Origin of the sequence: Desulfovibrio piger (genome assembly GCF_900116045.1) — a bacterium.
In the GTDB taxonomy this organism is placed as follows: Bacteria; Desulfobacterota; Desulfovibrionia; order Desulfovibrionales; family Desulfovibrionaceae; genus Desulfovibrio; species Desulfovibrio piger_A.
Genome location: NZ_LT630450.1, coordinates 862,138 through 882,565, shown reverse-complemented (window position 1 = coordinate 882,565; position 20,428 = coordinate 862,138). Strand labels below are relative to the sequence as shown.

Annotated in this window: 10 protein-coding genes; 4 read left to right on the top strand and 6 right to left on the bottom strand. The window is 63.6% G+C overall.

What is annotated here, in order from left to right:
- Positions 1-215: 215 nt before the first annotated feature.
- From glgP to DESPIGER_RS04205, 6 genes are all read right to left on the bottom strand, one after another.
- Positions 216-4,466, bottom strand: a complete 4,251-nt coding sequence (gene glgP / locus DESPIGER_RS04230; RefSeq protein WP_072333480.1) for an alpha-glucan family phosphorylase — start codon at positions 4,464-4,466, stop codon at positions 216-218.
- A gap of 104 nt (positions 4,467-4,570) precedes the next feature.
- A complete protein-coding gene (locus tag DESPIGER_RS04225) occupies positions 4,571-5,782 on the bottom strand; it encodes a glycoside hydrolase family 57 protein (protein ID WP_072333477.1) in 1,212 nt (403 codons plus the stop codon).
- A 1-nt stretch (position 5,783) separates the two neighbouring features.
- Positions 5,784-7,247: a glycosyltransferase gene (locus DESPIGER_RS04220; protein ID WP_072333474.1), complete on the bottom strand. Its 1,464-nt coding sequence runs from the start codon at positions 7,245-7,247 to the stop codon at positions 5,784-5,786.
- Positions 7,247-9,295 (bottom strand): amylo-alpha-1,6-glucosidase, encoded by a 2,049-nt coding sequence (locus tag DESPIGER_RS04215; protein ID WP_072333471.1) that lies wholly within the window; start codon positions 9,293-9,295, stop codon positions 7,247-7,249. Before DESPIGER_RS04215 ends, DESPIGER_RS04220 begins: the two co-directional genes overlap by 1 nt.
- Before the next feature lie 265 nt (positions 9,296-9,560).
- A complete protein-coding gene (locus tag DESPIGER_RS04210) occupies positions 9,561-11,648 on the bottom strand; it encodes an HD domain-containing phosphohydrolase (protein WP_072333468.1) in 2,088 nt (695 codons plus the stop codon).
- A gap of 3 nt (positions 11,649-11,651) precedes the next feature.
- Entirely contained in the window at positions 11,652-12,245 is a 594-nt protein-coding gene (locus tag DESPIGER_RS04205) for a transglutaminase-like cysteine peptidase (RefSeq protein WP_231927636.1), read from the bottom strand.
- 564 nt (positions 12,246-12,809) lie between these two features.
- Between DESPIGER_RS04205 and DESPIGER_RS04200 the strand changes: the two genes are divergently transcribed.
- The 4 genes from DESPIGER_RS04200 to DESPIGER_RS04185 all read left to right on the top strand — a co-directional run bounded on the left by DESPIGER_RS04200 (position 12,810) and on the right by DESPIGER_RS04185 (position 20,364).
- Positions 12,810-14,156: a TolC family outer membrane protein gene (locus tag DESPIGER_RS04200; RefSeq protein WP_231927635.1), complete on the top strand. Its 1,347-nt coding sequence runs from the start codon at positions 12,810-12,812 to the stop codon at positions 14,154-14,156.
- A gap of 153 nt (positions 14,157-14,309) precedes the next feature.
- Entirely contained in the window at positions 14,310-16,613 is a 2,304-nt protein-coding gene (locus tag DESPIGER_RS04195) for a type I secretion system permease/ATPase (RefSeq protein ID WP_083575290.1), read from the top strand.
- A 136-nt stretch (positions 16,614-16,749) separates the two neighbouring features.
- On the top strand, positions 16,750-18,273 hold the full coding sequence (locus DESPIGER_RS04190; protein ID WP_231927634.1) for an HlyD family type I secretion periplasmic adaptor subunit: 1,524 nt from the start codon (positions 16,750-16,752) through the stop codon (positions 18,271-18,273).
- A 21-nt stretch (positions 18,274-18,294) separates the two neighbouring features.
- Positions 18,295-20,364 carry an HD domain-containing phosphohydrolase gene (locus DESPIGER_RS04185; protein ID WP_072333459.1) on the top strand — a complete coding sequence of 690 codons (2,070 nt, stop codon included), beginning with the start codon at positions 18,295-18,297 and terminating at the stop codon, positions 20,362-20,364.
- The last annotated feature ends 64 nt before the right edge of the window (positions 20,365-20,428 follow it).

The following is a 20,428-nucleotide window of genomic DNA, read 5'->3' as shown; positions in this document are numbered from 1 at the left end:
GGGGCAGCGGCAGGTTTTTCTTCGTGGCGGCATGACGGAAACGAGGAGGGCCGGCATCCTTGACGGATACGCCGTGCCCGGCCTTTTCAAGGGCCCTTGCCGCAAAAGGCATACGGCCGTCGCGGACGGCCCGCTGAAAAGCCGGACCGTAAAAACAAGAAGGGGGAATGCCGCAGGCAGCATCCCCCCTTCGGGTCATTTCATGGCCCGGGGCCTTAGCCCCACAGGACGAGGCGTGTCTCCAGGGGGGAGGAAAGCCCTTCGGTGCAGGGCATGACGCGGACACCGTACACATGGAGCCCGCTGCGGGCAGGCGTATAGGTGCAGACAAAGGTCATGGTCCCGTCCACGCCCTCGTTCTCCGGCGTCATCTCCACCACATCAGGCGTTTCCGTAAAGGTGGCCCCGTCACCGGGACCGGCCACCAGCTGGACCAGCAGTTCGTCGAGCTTCATGCTGCCGGGATGCACGGTCACGGCCACATGGAGGGACTGGCCGTCCAGCAGGCTGTCTTCCTTGATCCCTTCGATGCGGATGGTGTCCATCTGCACGGAGCCGAAGCGCACGTTGACATCCTGCTTCCAGTGGGTCAGGTGGCGGGCCAGGGCGTAATGATTGCTGCGGATCTCCAGATGACTGGTGGCGGCCGGGATGTAGTAGTCACTGAGATAGTCGCGCAGCATGCGGTGTGAACTGTACTGGGCGATGAGTGTCTGCATGGCCTTGCGGACGCGCAGCAGCCAGTTGTGGGGCCGGTTGTCCGCATCGCGCTCGAAGTAGAGGGGGATCACCTTGTCTTCCAGCAGGGAGTACAGGGAGGCGGCATCATCATAGTCGCTCTGCTCGGGGCCCAGGCTGTCCTTGCCCACCAGGGGGCCGATGGTCCAGCCATTGGCGCCGTTGTAGCCTTCGCACCACCAGCCGTCGGCCACGCTGAGGTTGAGGCCACCGTTGACCGATACTTTCTGGCCGCTGGTACCGCAGGCTTCGTAGGGACGGCGGGGATTGTTGAGCCACACGTCGCAGCCCTGCACCATCAGGCGCGAGACCGCCAGACTGTAATCCTCCATGAAGAAGATCTTGCCGAAGAATCGGGGCGACAGCATGTGCTGGTAGACTTCCCGGATCAGGCCGATGCCCTGGGCATCGGCAGGATGGGCCTTGCCGGCAAAGACGAAGATGACGGGCTGACCGGCCTTTTCCAGGATGCGGGCCAGACGGTCCACATCGGCGAACAGCAGGGTCGCACGCTTGTAGGGGGCAAAGCGGCGGGCAAAGCCGATCACCAGGGTCTCGGGCGTCAGGCGGGACGTCATCTCCTGCTGCTTTTCGTAGGGGATGGCGAATTTTTTGAAGAATTCCGGCAGACTGGAGCGGAGGGCTTCCAGCAGGTGCTTTTTCTGGGTCTGCCGGGCCATCCAGAGGTCGGCATCGGGAATGTCCGTGATGCGGGTCCAGTGCTGGTCTTCGGGCTTCAGTTCCTGCCAGCCTTCCCCCAGATACTTTTGCAGCAGGGGGCGCATGGCCGGCCCGGCGTAGGATGGCACATGGACGCCGTTGGTCACATGGGAGATGGGGATCTCCGCCACCGGGACACCCTGCCAGCCCTCCTGCCACATATGACGGGAGACCACGCCGTGCAGGGCGCTGACGCCGTTGGCCTTCATGGAATACTTGAGGGCCAGGACGGTCATCTCGAAGACGTTGCGTTCGCTGCCTTCAAAGCGGCCCATGTTGACCAGGGTCTGCCAGCTGATGCCCACGGTCTGGATATAGGGCTTGAAATAGGCCTCCATGCTTTCCAGCGAAAAGCGCTCGTTGCCGGCATCCACGGGCGTGTGGGTCGTGAAAAGGGTGCTGCCGCGCACGACTTCGCCGGCTTCTTCGAAGGACAGGCCGTTTTCCTGCATCAGCAGGCGGATGCGCTCGAAGACGAGGAAGGCCGAATGCCCCTCGTTCATGTGATAGGCGGCAGGGCGGATGTCCAGGGCGCGCAGCATGCTCACGCCGCCCCGGCCCAGCAGGATCTCCTGCCGCAGGCGGATATCGCGGTCCGCTTCATACAGGCGGGCCGTGATCTTGCGGTCCTCGGCCGTATTGGACGGCAGATTGGTGTCCAGCAGGTAGAGCCTGACCCGCCCCACACGCACCAGCCAGATCTGGACATGCAGGCGGCGGCCCGGCATCTGGAGATAGAGCTCGCGGGGTTTGCCGTCCGGGTCCTTGACCTGTTCGATGGGCAGCGTGGAAAAATCGTTTTCGGGATAGACAGGGGTCTGGTTGCCGTCCTTGTCGATGAGCTGGCGGAAGTAGCCGTTCTTGTACAGCAGGCCCACGGCCACCAGCGGGATGTTCAGGTCACTGGCGGATTTCAGATGGTCACCGGAAAGGACCCCCAGGCCACCGGAGTAGATGGGCAGGCATTCGCTCAGGCCGTATTCTGTGGAAAAATAGGCCAGAGGCTGCTGCGGGGTCAGGGGGCCGAAGCTTTGCGGCGTTTCGGCCATGTAGGCGTCGAAGGCCGCCATGGTCTGGTTGTACAGGCGCAGGTAGTTCTGCTCGTGGGCCACGATGATCAGCCGTGCCCGTGTGGCTTTTTCCAGTGTGGCGATGGGATTGTGGTTGCTGCGCTCCCATTCCTCTTCATTGAGGGCCGAGAACAGATGGTGGCATTCGGGATGCCAGCTCCACCAGAGGTTGTGGGCCAGTTCCCGCAGGCGGCCGATGACCGGGGGCAGTGAGGTCAGGGCCGTGAAGCTGTGCAGGTTGGGTGTGGTGGACATGGTGGCCGCCAGCACGCGGGTCAGGGTATTGCTGCCGCCGGGGGCATGCTGCGAGCCGCGCTGGCGCGCCTTGTCCAGGGCCAGGCCGTAGGCCTGCACATAGTAGGGGAAGAACTGTTCCCAGGAGCAGCCTTCGGCCACATGGCGCACCATGCACCGGTGTTCCTGCATCTGTTCTTCGGGCAGGGAGGCATACTGCAAAAGCACGTCGCGCAGGCTGGCAGCGGTCTCGTCATAGGACGTCTGGCGGCGGCAGAGGATGGTCACGCCGTTCTTTTCGCGCTGGCTGGAACGCACCCACAGACCAAAGCCGGAAAGGTCGGTGGTGACGGTGGGGACGGCGTGGGCGGCGCTTTCCTGCGGTGTATAGCCCCAGGGTTCATACCAGGAGGGGAACACGCCCAGATCGCAGGCGGCCAGCACCTCGTCATAACGCATGTTCAGGAAGCCGTCCTTGCCGTCGAGCTGGGCAGGGTCGAAGATGACCTGCACATGGTTCTCCGGTCTGTTGTCCAGGCCCAGACGCTGGCAGGCGTTGAGGATGGGGTCATTGGGCTGGTTGTAGACATGATGGCTGCTGATCCAGAAGGCGCCCTGCCCGGGGACTTTGGCCGGATCGCCGCTGACCGCGTCGGCATTGACCCCGCTGTGCCCGCCCATGACCGCGCACAGGGCCAGCACATTGGACTGGGACTGGCTGAGGGCCGTGTTGACCATGCCGAGGGCATCGAGAAAGACATCGATGCCCTTGTTGTGGTATTCGTAGCGGCCGGAGACGATGAAGATGCGGGTATCCGCGGGCAGCTGGCGGCGCAGCAGGCGGCCGGCGGCCTCCAGCAGACGCTGCCGGGAGGTGGCGGCCAGGTTCCGGTCCCGGCTGTAGTCGGGGATGACGCGCATGTCCAGGCCATTGAGGGTCAGCACGTCGGGCGTACGTCCCAGGAAGACGCCCGCCTCGTCGGCCGTGATGCGGCTGACGGTGGTGAAGCAGTCTGCTTCACGGGCTGAGGCCGTCTCCATGGAGCATTTGGCCGTGATGTTGTAGGCCCCGGCTTCATGCTTGGGGTTTATCTGGTGCATCTGTTTGTAGATGTCGAAGCCGGAGCCGGCCATGGAGCGTCCCAGCATGGTGGCGTGCGTGGTGAAGACCGTGCCCACATAGGGCGCGTTGGCCTTGAGGTAGAGCAGGCCGCCGCCGCACATCCATTCATGGAAATGGGCCAGGGCCGGGCCATCGGCGGGGATGTTCAGTGCCTTGCAGGCGGCCTCGATCACTTCGCCGCAGGCCGTGCTGAACATGACCGGTTCCACATAGTCCCAGCCGCCGGAGATGGAGTCCACACCGTAGCGGTTCCAGAGCGAGAACAGCAGCTGGCTCTGGTCATAGCGGTCACGGTAGCCGACCAGGACGACCTTGGGGCGGCCGGGGATGTTCCAGCGCCCGAAGCGGCAATTCAGGTTGCGCCGGTCGGTCTCCTGGCGCAGTTCCTGCCAGCAGGGCTCGTCGGTCTCTTCAAAGTCGGGATTGTTGCCCAGGTCGGGGCCCAGAAGGAAATAGTTCTCTCCAAAGGTGGCCAGGGCCTCCAGGATCTTGCTGCTGACGACGGCATAGATGCCGCCGACCTTGTTGCAGACCTCCCAGCTGACCTCAAAGAGGGTCGCGTTTGACAGATCTTGTGACATTGAGACGGATCTCCTTGCATTCATGGAAAGCCCCCGGGGATGACTTCCGGGCCATGCCTTCGTGCAGGGCATGATCCGTCAGGCAAACCGTGCCGGGAGACGCGCTAGCCGCGGGACGTTCCGGCAGCGGGCAGGGGGACATCCAGGGTCAGGCCGAAGTCGGCCAGTACGTTCATGTAGTTGATGTAGGCATCATAGGGGGTGCCGTACGGGTTGAAATAGCTGTGCACGTCGCCATCGGCGAACCACTTGGTGCACATATAATAAAAATGGTCGGAAGTCTGCAGGCGTCGCCAGGTGCGCAGCAGGTCTTCGCTGGCACTGGCCTTCACCTTTTCCTCCAGGCGATAGACGGCCGTGATGGCATCCTGCTGCATGTCGTTGCCCAGCCAGGCGGTGAGGTCGCGTTCGGCGTCGGCCCAGGACATGAAATTGTGCACGTCGAGACTGGCCACGGGCTGGAACATGACCGCCGCTTCGGTGGGGGTCACGAAAGTGAAGCCCGGCCGGGAAAGCAGGACATCCGGCAGGGCCTCCATGAACTGGAAGATGCCCGTGGATTCCCACTGGTGTTCCCCGAAGGTCTCGTAATCCATGAACAGGTTGATGATGTCCCCGGCGGCCCCGGCGGCCTGGGCCCAGCCGGCGAATTTTTCCGCCGTCAGCGGGAATTCCGGCCATTCATGGTTGGAGAAGCGGAAGGCGATATCGTCGGAAAGGCGGTAGTTCTTGAGCAGCAGGCGCAGGGCCCCGCATCCCGCCGGCCTGTAGACGAAGTTGGGGCTGCGCCAGCCCAGCACATGGTCGGCGCCTTCCGCCAGGATGGCCTTGTAGCCCATCTCCTCGACGGTGCGGGCCAGGGCGTTGTTGTAGATGAGCTCGGTATTGCGGAACGAGGTGGGCCGTACCCCAAAAAGTTCCTCGATGCGGTCGTCGTGCAGACGGACCTGCTCCCGGAACTCGTCAGGCGAGTAGAGGAAGGCCAGGGAATGGTTGTAGGTCTCGGAAAGCAGTTCCACGCAGCCGGTGGCTACCAGTTCACGGTAGCTCTGGATGACTTCCGGGGCATAGGTCTCGAACTGGTCCAGCGCCGTGCCGGAGATGGAGAAGCTCACCTTGAACTGTCCCTCATGGCGCCGGATGAGCCTGAGCAGCAGGGCGTTCATGGGAAGATAGCATTTGCGTGCCACCTTGAGCAGGATACCGCAATTGGCGTTCTCGTCTTCATACCAGGAGTTGGCCCCGATATCGAAGAAGGTGTAGTGGCGCAGACGGTAGGGCTGGTGTACCTGAAAATAGAAACAGATGGCGGCCATGCTATATCCTCCCCGCGACAAGCTGGTCGTAGATGACGCGCAGCTTGGTGGCGGCATTTTCCCAGCGGATGTTCTTCAGTTCTTCACGGCAATTGCGGACTTCCTCGGCGGCCAGCAGGGGATAGGCAAGAAGGGCGCAGATCTTGTTGGCCATTTCCCGCACATCCCAGAAGTCGACCTTGATGGCGTTGCGCACCACTTCCGCCACGCCGGACTGGCGCGAGATGAGGACAGGGACGTCGTAGGCCATGGCTTCCAGCGGTGCGATGCCGAAGGGCTCGGAAACGCTGGGCATGACGTAGAGGTCGCTCATGGCGTACATGCGGTCCACTTCACCGTTGCGCAAGAAGCCCGTGAAATGGAAACGGTCCCCGATGCGCAGGTGGGCCACCCGGCGCACCATATTGGGCAGCATGTCGCCGCTGCCGGCCATGATGAAACGCGTGTGGGGCAGGCGGTCCAGCACCAGCTTGGCGGCTTCGACAAAATAGTCGGGGCCTTTCTGGTAGGTGACGCGGCCCATGAACAGGACCCGCTTCTCGTGGCGGCAACGCTCGGGGATGACCACGCTCTTGTGGATGTCATTGCGGGAGACGGCGTTGTGGACCACGGAGATCTTTTCCTCCGGGATGCCGTACTGTTCCATGACTTCCTGCTTGGTGTAGTGGCTCACGGCCACGACGCGGTCGGCGGCCTCCATGCCGGCCTTTTCGATGCCGGCCACGGCCCTGTTGAGGTTGTCGCCGCTGCGGTCATGCTCCAGGGCGTGGATATGGGCCACCAGGGGTTTGCCCGTCAGCCGCTTGACCAGCATCCCGGCCGGATAGGTCATCCAGTCATGGACATGGATGACGTCGAATTCCAGGCGCCGGGCGATGGCCGCCGCCGCGCAGGCATAGCGGTAGACTTCGCTCATGAGGTCCTCGCCGTAGCCGCCGTGCAGCGTCAGCGTCTCGTACTGCTCCTGGACCTCTGACAGCTCGCGCAGATACCGTTCCCGTTCCGGGCCTTCATGCTGCAGCACTGACCGCAGGGTCGGATCGGACAGGCGCTTGCCGGCAAGCAGGCGCTGGAGCTCGCGGTGCTCTTTCAGGTAGCCGGCGCTGTCCAGATAGGGACGCAGCGGAGAATCGATATGCTCCAGGTGCAGTTTTTCACGCCAGATCTCTTCGATCTCCTCCCGGAAGCCGGGGACGGTCTCCGTGTGCGGGCGGTCATGCCGGCTCTCGCGCACGCCTTCTTCACGGCGGAGGCGGGAGCTGCGGGTGCAGATCCGGGTGCCCGAGGCGGAGAGCATGGTCAGGCCGTCCTGCAGGTGGACGGGACGGTCGCTTTCGGCGCGGGGCAGGACAAAAAAGATTTCCGTGCCTTTTTTGGCCAGTGCCGTGGCCATGCCCTGGCAGGCCGTGCCCAGTCCGCCGCTTTTGAAAGGAGGGAATTCCCAGCCGAACATGAGGACGCGCATTACCTGTCTCCTTGCAGCAGGGCCTGTTCCCACTGCGCATAGGCCTGTGGGGCGACCTTTTCCAGCCTGCCCAGCAGGCGCAGGCATTCCGCCACGCTCCAGGCCTGGGCGATGCAGCCGTTGGGCATGTGGGGCGGGTCGCCGTCGAAGATCTCGGAGATGCTCCCTATACCGGCACCGCCCAGATGGCTGCCGAAGAGGGGGATCAGGGTGTGCAGCAGATCGCGCGCCGCGCCCTCCTCATCCCAGGCCGCCCGCAACAGGGCATCGCCGTAAGCGCCCAGGAGCCAGGGCCAGACCGTGCCCTGGTGATAGGCTTTGTCGCGGGCCTCGGGGCCGCCCTCGTACAGGGAACAATACTCGCTGGCGCTGGGGGCCAGGGTGCGCAACCCGCAGGAGGTCAGCAGGCACTGGCGCACACGCGAGACCACAGGGGCGAAATTGTCCTCCTCAAGGATGGGGAAGGGCAGGGAAACGGCAAACAGCTGGTTGGGCCGCACGCGGAAGTCCCGTTCGCCGTCCCGCCAGACATCGGCCAGATAGTCCCCCCGGTAATCCGTGATCCAGTGCCGGTGGACGAAAACGGCGCGCATGCGGTCCCGCTGGGCCACGGAATCCTGCCAGTGGGGCTCGTCGAAACGCCGGGCAAGATGGTCGGCAAAGGCCAGGGCATTGTACCACAGGGCGCTGATCTCCACCGGCTGGCCATGCCGCGGCGTGACGGGCCTGCCGTTGACCACGGCGTCCATCCAGGTGAGCTGCGTATGCTCGTTGCCCACATCGAGGAAGCCTTCCTCGTCCGCATGGACAAAGGGGACCCGGCCTCCGGCATAGGCACTGAGGATCTCCCTGATGGCGGGCCAGCAGTGCTCTTTCACGAAGTCCATGCGCCGGGGATCGGCCTGGAGCAGCATCTGCACGGCCCAGACATACCAGAGGGAAGCGTCCACCGAGTTGTAGGCATGGTGCCCGTCAGCGGAAAAGACATTGGGGACGAGCCCGCCACGCATGGCAGCGCCCATGCCGGCGAGGATCTGTTCGCCCAGGGCCTGGCGACCGGCAAAAAAGGTCAGCCCGGGCAGGGCGATCATGCTGTCGCGTCCCCAGGAGCCGAACCAGTGGTACCCGGCCACGATGCTGTCGATCCGGCCGGTCGTGCTGCCGGGCGTGGTGATGAGGAAGCGTTTCCCTTCCCGGGCCAGGTGCTTCTGCAGGCTGTCCGCCTTTTCCTCCTTCTGGAGACGGCGCCGGCTCTCTTCCTGCCACAGGCGGTCGAGATCATGCCTGCGGTGTTCCTTTTGCAGGCTTTCCGTGGAAACCGTGAGGTAGACGGCATGGCCGGGGGCAAGGTCCACTTCGAAGATGCCGGGCATGAGCAGGTCTTCCTGGAAGGGGAAGCCCCGCTCCTGCTCCACGAGGTATTCGATGTTGTAATACCAGTCCTGGGCAGTCTGCCAGGAGAAAGGGCCGTCCATCTGCAAAAAAAGTTCGGGCAGCTGGGGATCCGGGCGGACGGAAGCCCCGTACAGCGTGGGTGAAACACCGCTGTCGACGGGCCTGTCGGCCCGGATGACGGCATGCATGTTGCGGAAGGCCAGCAGGGGCTTGATGCGCAGGCGCAGGGGAGGGGTCTCGGGGCTGGCGATGCTGGCCTTGTAGCGCACGAGGAGGACATGCCGTCCCGGCAGCAGCATGAGCTCGCGGGTCAGGGTCACATCACCGAAGCGATAGCGGAAAGAGGGCCAGAGCCCGGCAGAGGCGGCCTGCATGTATTCGTGCCCGCGCGGGAAGTAGACGCCCGGATGTTTGCGGCAGGAGAAGAAGAACTCCCTGCCTGCCATGAGCAGGGATTCCTCAAGCGTGGAGAGCAGCACATGGCGGCCTGCGGGCCGGGCCAGCTCGGTGACGAACAGGCCGTGATACTTGCGCGTATTGCAGCACACCAGGGAGCTGGACGCGTAGTCACCCAGGCCGTTGGTTTCCAGCCACTCCTTGCGGAGGGCCTTGCGCAGGTTCTGACAGGCGGGACGGTCAAACTGGAACTTCATGTATCCTCCTCAACCGGAAAGGATGGACATATCCGCGGAGACCGTAAAGAAGGGCCGCTGCATCCGCGAAAGCTGCAGGGCAGGGGAAGTTGAAACAGCGTTTTTCCGGGGCTGACGACTGGTTCGTGTTTGGTGTCAGTATAAATCAGGTCCTGCGGGGATGTCAAAACGGCTCCCCTGGAGAAGGGGGACGCATGCTTCCGGGACAGGCCGGTATGACAAGGGGGCGGCCTGTTCACGCCGCCCCCTTGCGGGATCCATGCCATCAGGCCGGGGAAGACCGGTCTTCCCCAGACAGGGCGGCGCGCAGGGCCTCTTCGGGGATCGCCCGCAATGCCTGGACGATGGCGGGATCGAAGGCGGAGCTGGCCGACAGGATGTCCAGGGCCTGGCCGATGGGCATCCCCCGCCTGTAGGCCCGGTCGCTGACCATGGAGCAAAAGGCGTTGACCACGGCCAGCAGGCGGGCATGGGGATTGATCCGGTCGCCCTTCAGGGCCCGCGGGCCGCTGCCGTCGAATTTTTCATTCATGTCATGCAGGGCGTCTGGGACAGGCAGCCCGAAATTGATCCCGCCCAGGATACGGAAGGCATACTCCGAAGACTGCAGCACGGCCTGCTGTTCCTCGGGGGTGAGCTTGCCTCTTTTGCGCAGCAGGTGGTGCGGCACGAAGATCTTGCCGATCTGCGAAAGCTGGGCGGCCATGCGCAGGGTCAGGACAGCCGTATCGTCCAGATCCATGTGCCGGGCCAGCAGCTCCGCCACATGTCGCATTTTCTTTGTATGGCCCACCAGGTTGGGGTCCACATATTCCACGGCGCGCACCAGGGCCTCCATAAGATGCCGCTGGCGTTCCTGGGCTTTCTGGGCCTGCCGGCGGAAGCGGGTGATGTCCTTGAAGATGGCCACGACGCTTCCGGGGAGGGGGGCCGCTTCGGCAGCGTCCGGCTCCTGCCTGTCCGGGAAAACATAGAGGGAGACCCTGTAAAGGTGCTCCTTGCCGTCAGCGCCGGGCAGGGCCAGCTCAACGCCGTCGAAGGACGGCTCCCTGAGCTTGCGGGCGATGCCGTCCTGCAACGTGAGGGCGGCCCCTTGGGGAAAGATGTCTTTGGGGTACTTGCCCGCAAGGTCTTCCTGCCGGGTGCCGCTGCAGATCCTGGCGAACTCGGGATTGAAGATGCGGATGCCGTCCGTAGCGCTGAACAGGACAAGACCCAGCCGCATGGAATTGTTGACGCTGTCCAGCATCTGTTTCTGGTCGCGGATGACGGTATACAGGGTCTTGAAGTAGGCGGCAGAGGCGCGGTGGGCGCGGCCCACAAGGCAGGAGAGCGCGAAGGCCAGCAGCAGGCCGATGCCCAGGCTTGCCAGCAGGCCGACGGCATAGATCTGCAGGGACCGGTGCCGGATCTCCCGGTCGATGTCCGCAGCGGGCAGGGAGGCCACCAGCATCAGCGTATCGGGAAGCGAGGAGGTGAAGGCCAGGGAATAGACGTCATCCCCTCCAGACATGGCAGGGCGTTTCTTGAAGTCCAGCGAATGGGCACCGGCCACGCCCGTGCGCAGGGGAAGCCGTTGCAGGGCACCGTCCTGCAGCAGGAAGACACCGCTCCTGTCCGGGCACAGATCCACCAGTCTGAGCAGGCTTTCCTTGTCCTGCAGGATGTTCGTCAGGGCCGCGTCCATGGGGAAGCACAGGAGCAGGCAGCCGACGACACGGGGCCTGTCCTTGCCGCTTATCTCGAACAGGGGCGCACCGGCCTGCAGGGCAAAATGGTCATCATGCTTGTGGATGGCGCCAAAGGAAAGCGTCCTTGAGGTGATGGCCTGCCGGACGAGAAGATCGTCGTCATGGTTGTCGGCAGCATCAGAGGCGCTGTCCACGATCTTTTGGCCATCGGGAAGGAACATGCGGATACGGTCAAGGCCGTTCTGGTAGGCGATGTCCGCCAGCAGTTGCTGCATGTATTCACGCTGGTCCAGCAGGGACAGCTGGTCGCTGTCGGACCCGGGACCGGCGGTACGTGAGTTCTTGTCCAGCAGGTCCGGGGGCAGGGCGGTCATGTCTGCGGCGAACAGGCGGACGCTTTCCGAAAGGGCCAGGGTGTTGACCTGTTCCAGCATGCCCCGCCGCCATTCCTGCAGGCGGATCTGCATGGTGTCGATCCTGGAGAGGAGGAAGCGGTTCTTGTCCGCCAGGATGGCCTGGGTGCTCCGGTCGACCTGCAGGGAACACAGGGCATAGGAAAGCAGCAGGACCAGCGCGAACAGGACGAGGCTGATGCTGATGCACAGCCGTTTGCTCATGAAGTGATGCGGCTTGGCGGGGATGTCGGGATCAGGAGTGTGCATGGATTACTCGTTTGTTTTTTTGCCTTTCATATGGGCCCAGCGTGCCTTCTCGTTGAACGAGAACTGCGGGACATAATGGCGCAGGCGTCCCTGGGGCAAAATGGCATTACTGATGTTGTCCAGGATGACGATGTCATTGTCCATGTAGACGGCCAGAACGGCATGGGACAGACGGCGCAGGGTATCGCGCAGGACGACGATACGCAGTTTGTCCGTATCCATGCCCAGTTCTTTGAGCGTGAAATACTTGATGATGGCGTAATCTTCGCAGTCCCCTGACTTTTTAAGGAACAGACTGGGCCAGACCCAGTAGTCGGCCTTGCCCCAGTTGGCGATATCCTCGCGGTAGGGGAAGCGGTTCCAGAACGTGTTGACATAGCGCAGCAGGTCCATGCCGCTTTTGCCCCGTGCCCCCTGCTTGAAGGTGTCCCAGGTGGCGGTCCTGGTGAAGACCTTGCCGGTAACGAAGATGGGTTCCAGCTCGTTCATGCGGCGGACCTCAGCCCAGGCGGGCAGGCTGTCGAGCGGGCGCCGGAACTCCACGGTGCCGAACAGGGGGATGGCCCCGGCCTGCGCCGGGAGGGGGATGAACAGCACGGACAGGAGGGCGGCAAGGCAGAGGACGGCACAGATGATCCGGTGCGGACGAATGACCGGTGACCGGAGGGAAGACCGGGCCGGATGCAGGGCGGGATGTGGATACGCAGGGATCATGGGACCGTCGGAAGGCTGATGTCTGGGAAGTCGGGACTTTTTTTGTACTGCGGTGGACGGCCCTTGTCGAGACAGGTGGGGGAAATATCCCGCGGGCAAAGATTGACTGGATATTTTTAAAAAGTTGGCATAGGACATGGCTTGTCCCGTGCAGTGGACATCCATTTTTATAATTTTTTATAACTCACTGTAACAACTACAGAATATCCTGTATTAACTTTTTTGTGAAAAACGGCAAAATCGTCATAACAAACTGACATGCCATATATATTTTTCAGGGATTTTCCGAAGTGGTGAAAAAGTGTAAACGTTGACTAAAAATATCAATTTTGCATAATAGAACTATCTATCAAATTTTACGAGAGAGGATGATAGCATATGGCGGCTTGCAGAAAATGGGGGGCGATATTCATTGCAGCATGTTGCCTGCTGGCCGGAGGGACACACATGTCCTGGGCCAGGGAAACTCCGGCACAGGGCAATGGCGCTGCGCACATCACGGTGAACGATACCGTCTACGGTGTGTTGCACAATCATCGCAGCCTGATGAGCATCAAAGAAAATCGCGAGGTTCTGGAACACGAGCTCAGCAAGGCCCGTGCCGGATTCGGTCCGCGTGTGGATGTGGCGGGGGAGATCGGCGTGGGTGTCCTGAGCGACACCACGTCACGCGGCCTGGATCTTGATGACCAGTGGCTGAGCGTGGGCAGTGTCTCCGCCAAGCTGGTGCAGCCCATCTGGGACGGCTTTGCCACGCGCAGCCGCGTACGCACGGCCCAGGCGACCCTGGATTCCGTCAAGGCCAGGGTCTTCGACACGGCCACGTCCCTTTCCCTGGACGGCATCATCGCCCATATCGATCTGCTGCGCCGCATCAAGCTGGTGGAGCTGGCCCGCAATAATGTGGCCCGTCACGAGACCATCCTGGCGCAGGCCCGTGACCGTGCCAGTATGGGGGCGGATACCCAGGCCGATGTGACGCAGGCGGAATCCCGCCTGCAGCGTGCCCATTCCTCCCTGTCCGAAGCGGAAGATGCCCTGCGTGTGGCCTATGCCACCTATTCCCGCCTGACCGGCATCTATACGGTGGGCAGGCTGGATGTGGTCCCCATGCCTGCGCAGATGCCCGACACGGCGGCCGCCTTCATCCAGATGGCGGAAAAGCACAATCCCAAGCTGGCTGCCTACCTGCAGGACATCCGCGCCGCCAAGGGCGAGAAGGAACTGGCCCAGTCCGCCATGTACCCGACCTTCCAGCTGGAGGCGGGTCCCGAGTACAGTGACCGCGGCGGCGACCGTGACCGCTGGCTCTACAGCTTCGATGTCCTGGCCACCGTGCGCTGGAACGTGTTCAACAGCGGCGCCGACGTGGCTGGCATCCGTGCCGCATCGGCGCGGGAACGCGAGGCCCGGCAGAACCTGTACGACTATATGGATACCCTGCGTCTGGACATGGAATCCACCTGGAGCAACTATCTGGCGGCCAAGGAACAGTACAAGTTCTATACCAGGGCCGTGGAAAACAATACCTATACGCGGCAGGCCTACCATGACCAGTTCCTGCTGGGGACGCGCAGCCTGCTGGACGTGCTGGACTCGGAGAACGAACTCTACAATTCCGCCAGCCAGGCCGAGACAGCCCGCGGCAACATCCTCGTAGGGGCCTACCGGATGTGCGCCCTGGCCGGTGATCTGCTGCCCCGCATGGGGGTCCCGGCGGAAGAGATCGCGTCGGGTCCCAAGGAGGCCCGCCCCGTCCAGGGGGAAGATTTCGAACTGGGCTGGTTCAAGTAAGCAGCACGTGCGGGCTTCTGGAGCCAGGCTTCCCTGTTCCCGGCAGTGTCGTGCTGCCGGGAACGGGTCTTTTGCAAGACAACAGGCAGGATACGTTCTGCCTGTTGTTTTGCGGCAGGACGTCCACAGGGTGGACATCAAAGGATCGTTTGTATGTCGGGAAACGGATCAGGGGAAACACGGGGCCCGGAGATGGCGGCCGGGGGACTGCGTCCTTCCGATGTCGATTTCATGCCGCCTTTGCTGCGCAGCCTTTCTTCTTTGTGCCGCCTCCGCGGCAAGGCACTGTCCCCCCAGTTCCTGCTGGCCGGGCTTTCGGGCAGCACCGTCTCGGCCCAGGCATGCCTGCGGGTGGCCCGCAAGGCGGGGCTGACGGGCAGTGTGCTGTACCGTCCCCGGCTGGCTGACCTCTCCAACCTCACCCTGCCCTGCATCCTGCTGCTTTCCGGGAACCGCAGCTGTGTCCTGACCCGGCTGCTGCCGGGGGCTCCGGCAGGGAAGGAGGCGGACGAAGCCGGAGCCGCCAGCGGGCAGGCCCGGGCCGAGGTCATCTTCCCGGAGACGGAAAGCACCAGCCAGCTGGTGCCCCTGGAGGCGTTGCAGGAAGAATATACCGGCTATGCCCTGTATGTGGCTGTTCCCGGCCGTCCGCAGGAGCATGTGGAAAAGCTGCGCCTGGCCAGGGGAAAGCGCTGGTTCTGGGATGTCCTGCGCTATTACGCGCCCATCTACCGGCATGTGGCGCTGGCCAGCGTCATCATCAACCTCATCGCCCTGGCCAGCCCCCTGTTCGCCATGAACGTCTATGACCGGGTCGTGCCCAACAACGCCATAGAGACCTTGTGGGTCCTCGCATCCGGTGTGATCATCATCTATCTGTTCGACTTCCTGCTGCGGGCCCTGCGCACGCATTTCGTGGACGTGGCCGGTCGCAATGCGGACATCGTGCTCTCCAGCAATCTGGTGGACAAGGTCCTGACCATGCGGCTGGAAAGCAAGCCGGAATCCACGGGATCGCTGGTCAACAACCTGCGTGAATTCGAGCAGTTGCGTGAATTTTTCAGTTCGTCCTCGCTGCTGGCCTGCATTGATGTCCCCTTTCTGGTCATCTTCCTGCTGCTGATCTCCTTCATTGCCGGCCCCATGGTCTTCCTGCCGCTGGCAGCCATGCCCGTCCTCATTGGTCTGGGGCTTTTTCTCCAGGCGGCGGCGCGGCGCTGCGCCGAGCAGAGCTACAAGCAGAACATGCAGAAGAATGCCCTGCTCGTGGAGATGGTCAACGGTCTGGAGACCATCAAGGCCTGCCAGGCCGAGAGCCGCATGCAGCGCCTTTGGGAGGCCGTGGTGGGCCTTTCCGCCAAATCGACGGCAGAGTCCCGCCGGTACAGCAGCCTTGCCGTGACGGCCTCCGCGCTGGTGACCCATCTGGTCACGGTGAGCATGATCATCTGGGGGGTCTACCGGATATCGGAGGGCCTGATGACCATGGGGGCCCTCATCGGCTGCAACATCCTTGTGGGTCGGGCCATGGCGCCGCTGATGCAGCTGGCTTCCCTGCTGACCCGCCTGCAGAACTCCCGTGTCGCCCTGCAGGCCCTTGATCTGCTCATGGAACTGCCTTCGGAAAACCAGTCGGAAAGTTCCTGCATGGACTTCGGCGAGTTGCAGCCCTCCTTCACGGTGGAGAACGTTTCCTTCGCCTATCCCAATTCCATGAGCCTGGCCCTGGAGGACGTGAGCTTGCGCATCAACCCCGGTGACAGGATCGGCATCATCGGTGCCATGGGCTCGGGCAAAAGCACCCTGGCCAAGCTGCTGACGGGCTTTTACCAGCCGCAGAAAGGCAGCATCAAATTCGGGGACGTGGACCTGCGCCAGCTGCCGACCACGGAGTTGCGCGGGCGCATCGGCGTCCTGCCGCAGGATGTGGTCCTGTTTTACGGCAGCATCCGGGAGAATATCGTCCTGGGGGACCCCACCATCAATGACCATCTGGTGTTCCGGGCCGCGGCCCTTGCCGGGGTGACGGACTTTGTCCGCAACAATCCCGCCGGGTTCGCCGCCCAGGTCGGCGAGCAGGGCAAGGCCCTTTCCGGCGGGCAGCGGCAGGCCGTGGCCCTGGCCCGTGCGCTGGTCCGCGATCCTGAAGTGCTGATCCTGGACGAGCCCACCAGCAATATGGACACGGACTCCGAGCTGCGCCTGCAGCAGCGCCTGGCGGCTGCCTCGCAGGGACGGACCCTGATCCTTGTGACCCATCGGCTGAGCATGCTGCGCATGGTGGACAAGCTGGTTGTCATGGAGAACGGCAGGTTGAGGATGTTCGGACCGCGCGATGCCATTTTGAAGCGTCTGCGCGACAGCGCCGCCGCAGCCCGGAAGCCTGCCCCGGCAAAGGGCAGGGAGGCTTCCGGGGCAACATCTGCCGTGAAGGAGGGGAAGGATGGACGCCCATAAGCCGGATCCCGCGGCGCAGGCCGGCGAACGGCCCGGCACGAGGCCACCGGAAGATATATTCTCGGCTTTGCCCCCGGAGGCTCCCGCACCTGACGGGCCGGACGGGAAACGCTCTTGGCCCGCACGCATCTGGCAGGTGCTCCGCCTGATTTTCATCGGGGATGCCGAGCACGAACAGCGTCCTGCCACCGGCATGGCAGAACGCCTGCGCGAGAATTTCAGCCAGGCGTCGTCGGCCGGTGCCAGACCCATGACGCGCAAGGAGCTGTTCGCGGCCCTGGATGCCCCCCTGCACGGGCTGATGCCGGATGACATCAATTATGCCGGCGAGGTGGACGCGGCCCTTTCACGCCGGCCTGCCTTCACGGCCCGCGCCCTGTCCGTGGCGGTGGCCCTGCTCATGGCGGCGCTGCTCCTCTGGGCGGCCTGGGCCCCCATCGACGAAGTGACCCATGCCGAAGGTTCCGTGGTGGGTTCCCGGCGCACGCAGTCGGTCTCCAACCTGGAAGGCGGCATCCTGCAGGCCGTGCTCGTCCGGGAGGGCGAGATCGTGGAAAAAGGGCAGGCCGTGGCCCAGCTGGAAAACGTCATGGCCGAAAGTTCGTACAGGGATGCCCTGTACAAGCTGGTGGAACACCGTCTGGCCATCCTGCGCCTGGAGGCCATGCTGCGCGACGAGGAACCGGTCTTCCCCGGCGACCTGCGGGCCTTCCTCAGGGAGATACTGGGGGAAGAGCCCGACAGCGCGCTTGTGGAGCGCGCCCGCCAGATCGTGGAGGACCAGCTGAATACCTGGAGGGCCCAGAGCTCGAAGCTGCAGGCCGAACTTTCCATGCTGGAGGCCCAGTATGCCCAGCGCCAGAGCGAGGTGGCGGAGCAGCTGGCACGCAAGAAACAGCTGGACGGCAGCCTTGTGCTGGAGACGGAACAGCGGGATACGGCCAAGCGCCTGTTGCTGCGCAACAATTATTCCCGCATGGATTATCTGGGGCTGGAGCAGAAGATCATCCAGACCCAGGGCGAGATCGACATGCTGGCCGCATCCATCCCCAAGGCACAGGCCATGATGGAGGAGGCCCGGCAGCGCATCGGCAGCCGGGTGGCCGAGGAACAGCTGGCCATCAGCCAGGAGATCAACAAACGGCGCACGGAGCTGGGTTCGGTGCGGGAATCCCTGACCGCCGGCGGCGACCGCGTGACGCGCACCGAAGTGCGCAGCCCCGTGCGGGGCAGCGTCAAGCAGATACTGGTCAATACGGTGGGCGGGGTCGTCAAGCCGGGCGAGGCCATCATGGACATCGTGCCCATGGACGAGAGCCTCCTGGTGGAGGTGCGCGTCCGCCCGCAGGACGTGGCCTTTTTGCGTCCCGGCCAGGACGTGATGATCAAGGTCTCGGCCTATGATTTCTCCATCTACGGCGGTCTGCCCGGCAAGCTGGAATCCATCAGCGCGGACACCATCGAAGACAAGAAGGGCGATTTTTATTACCTTGTCAAAGTCCGTACCAAGGAGACGGCCATACGCCATAATGACGAGATCCTGCCCATCATCCCGGGCATGATCGTGGTGGCCGACATCATCATCGGCAAGAAAACAGTGCTCGACTATATCCTCAAACCTGTGATGAAAGCCAGGCAAAACGCGCTGACAGAGCGCTGATCCCTGCCGTGCGGAGATCCTATGCGGAATCCTGAACGTGTGTCACTGCTGCCCCTGCTGACGGGACTGGTCCTGCTGCTCGCCCTGACGCTCATCGGGAGCATGCGCTTCAACAGCGCGGAGCAGCGCGAGATCCTCGACAGGACAGGAAACCAGCTGTCAGCCCATGCGTCCACAGCGGCGGCCATGGTGACGGTCTGGACCGGCGTCCAGCGCGATGCCGTGGCGGAGATGGCCCGCTATGACATGCTGCGCCTGCTGGCGTCGGAGATAGCGGAAACGGACCTTCCCGCGGCCCTGCTGCGCGAACTGGGGGAGAGCCCCTGGACAGGGCAGGAGCACGGGCGGCACAGCGGCCTTGATGCCCGGGACCGTCAGGCCCTGCGGGACATCTCGCCCCACGCCGCGCTCATTTACCGCAAATTTGCCGAATTCGTGTCCCGGCACGACGTTGCCGGGGCGACGCTTCTGGACCGGACCCTGGAACCGGTCATCCTTGTGGGGCAGGGATGGCAGGCGGAGACCAGGACGCTGCTGAAACAGCGCCGGAGCGAGGGCCTGCTGTCCGGGGATGGCATGCTGCCCGTCCGGCTCCAGGGCGAACGCCTGCTGGTGGATTTTTACTGTCCGGTGACGGCGCCGGGCTATGTTTCGGCCGATGGCTCGCCCCAGGGCATCCTGCTGGTCTCCTGTGACATCGGCAGGCTCCTGGAGGGGATAGGCCAGCCCTCCGGGATGGGCTATCTGGGCCTGCTGCTGGAGACCGGTGGCGGGCTGGTCCAGGCCATCGGCATGGGCGAGCGGCCGAGCCTCAACCAGGTGACCCTGCCCGCGGGCTTCGGCCAGGACATGACGCCCCGGGACATGGTGCTGCCCGCCATTGCCGGGACCAGGGACTGCCTCGTGGTCGGCCAGCCCGTGCCGGGGACGTCCTGGTATGCGGCCGTGGCCTGCCGGGCGGACAGCGTCCGTCAGGAACAGGACGACAGGGCCCGGCGGGTCTGGACCGTGGCCGGGCTGCTGTTCCTTTGTCTGGCCGGGGTCCTGGTCTGGTCCTACTGGTGGCTCGGCATCCGCCGGGAGCGGGGCGAGGTCCGGGAGCTGAAAGACCTGTACGCGACCATGTCCCGGCAGCGCTGCCTGCTGGACACGGTCCTGCGGGCCATGCATTCGGCGCTGGCCCTGGTGGATGGTGAGGGGCGCATCGTCTATGCCAATACGGAGTTCGCCCGTCTTGCCCGCTGCCAGGGGGAGGTGCTCCACCTCATGCAGGTGAGGCATCTGCCGGACTATCTGGCCCGGAGCCTGGAGCGTCATGTGGAGTTCGTCTGGCGGACAGGGACGGAATTTTCCGATCAGGAAGACATGATGGTCGAAGGCAAGCTGGTGCACCTCAATGTGCAGTGCCTGCCCTTTGGAGCGGAAGACGGCGCGCCAGGGAGCGTCGTGGTGGTCTACCGGGACATCACGGCCCATGTGGAGGCGGAACAGCGCCTTGCCACCATGCTGCGCCAGACCGTCGAAGCCTTCACTCATGCTGTGGAAGCGGTGGACCCCTACTTGAAGGGACAGTCCGGGCTGACCGGCGAGCTCGCCTATCATCTGGCGGCCTGGCTGGGCAAGGACGATCCGGCGCTGGAGTCCACGCTGCGCACGGCGGCCAGCCTGTCCCAGGTGGGCATGATCCGCCTACCGCACGAGCTGCTGACCAAGGCCGGTCCCCTGACGCCCGAGGAACGCCTCCAGATGGAAAAACATGTGGAGTATGCCGTGGAAGCCCTGCGGGGCATAGATTTCGGCCTGCCTGTCCTGGAGACCATCGAGCAGATGCACGAGCGCATGGACGGCTCCGGCTACCCCCGTAAGCTGCAGGGCGGGGCCATCTGTCTGCCGGCCCGCATCCTGGCCGTGGCCAATACCTTCTGTGCCCTGATGCGTCCGCGCTCCTACCGGCGCCGTCATGATGAACCGGCGGCCCTGGCCATTTTGCGGGAGCGCCCCTTCAAATATGACCAGCAGGTGGTGGATGCGCTGGCGGCGTTCCTGCAAAGCGCGCAGGGCAAGGAATTCGTCCAGACATTGCAGCAGTGACAACAGCATAAAGGGCGGTGCCTGTTCCGGTGCGGGAAGGGCACCGCCCTGTGGTCGTGCGCCG

Bases quoted from the DNA above. Each gene is read 5' to 3' on its own strand.
- glgP (WP_072333480.1), bottom strand. From the start codon at position 4,466: ATGTCACAAGATCTGTCAAACGCGACCCTCTTTGAGGTCAGCTGGGAG.
- DESPIGER_RS04225 (WP_072333477.1), bottom strand. From the start codon at position 5,782: ATGGCCGCCATCTGTTTCTATTTTCAGGTACACCAGCCCTACCGTCTG.
- DESPIGER_RS04220 (WP_072333474.1), bottom strand. From the start codon at position 7,247: ATGCGCGTCCTCATGTTCGGCTGGGAATTCCCTCCTTTCAAAAGCGGC.
- DESPIGER_RS04215 (WP_072333471.1), bottom strand. From the start codon at position 9,295: ATGAAGTTCCAGTTTGACCGTCCCGCCTGTCAGAACCTGCGCAAGGCC.
- DESPIGER_RS04210 (WP_072333468.1), bottom strand. From the start codon at position 11,648: ATGCACACTCCTGATCCCGACATCCCCGCCAAGCCGCATCACTTCATG.
- DESPIGER_RS04200 (WP_231927635.1), top strand. From the start codon at position 12,810: ATGTCCTGGGCCAGGGAAACTCCGGCACAGGGCAATGGCGCTGCGCAC.
- DESPIGER_RS04195 (WP_083575290.1), top strand. From the start codon at position 14,310: ATGTCGGGAAACGGATCAGGGGAAACACGGGGCCCGGAGATGGCGGCC.
- DESPIGER_RS04185 (WP_072333459.1), top strand. From the start codon at position 18,295: ATGCGGAATCCTGAACGTGTGTCACTGCTGCCCCTGCTGACGGGACTG.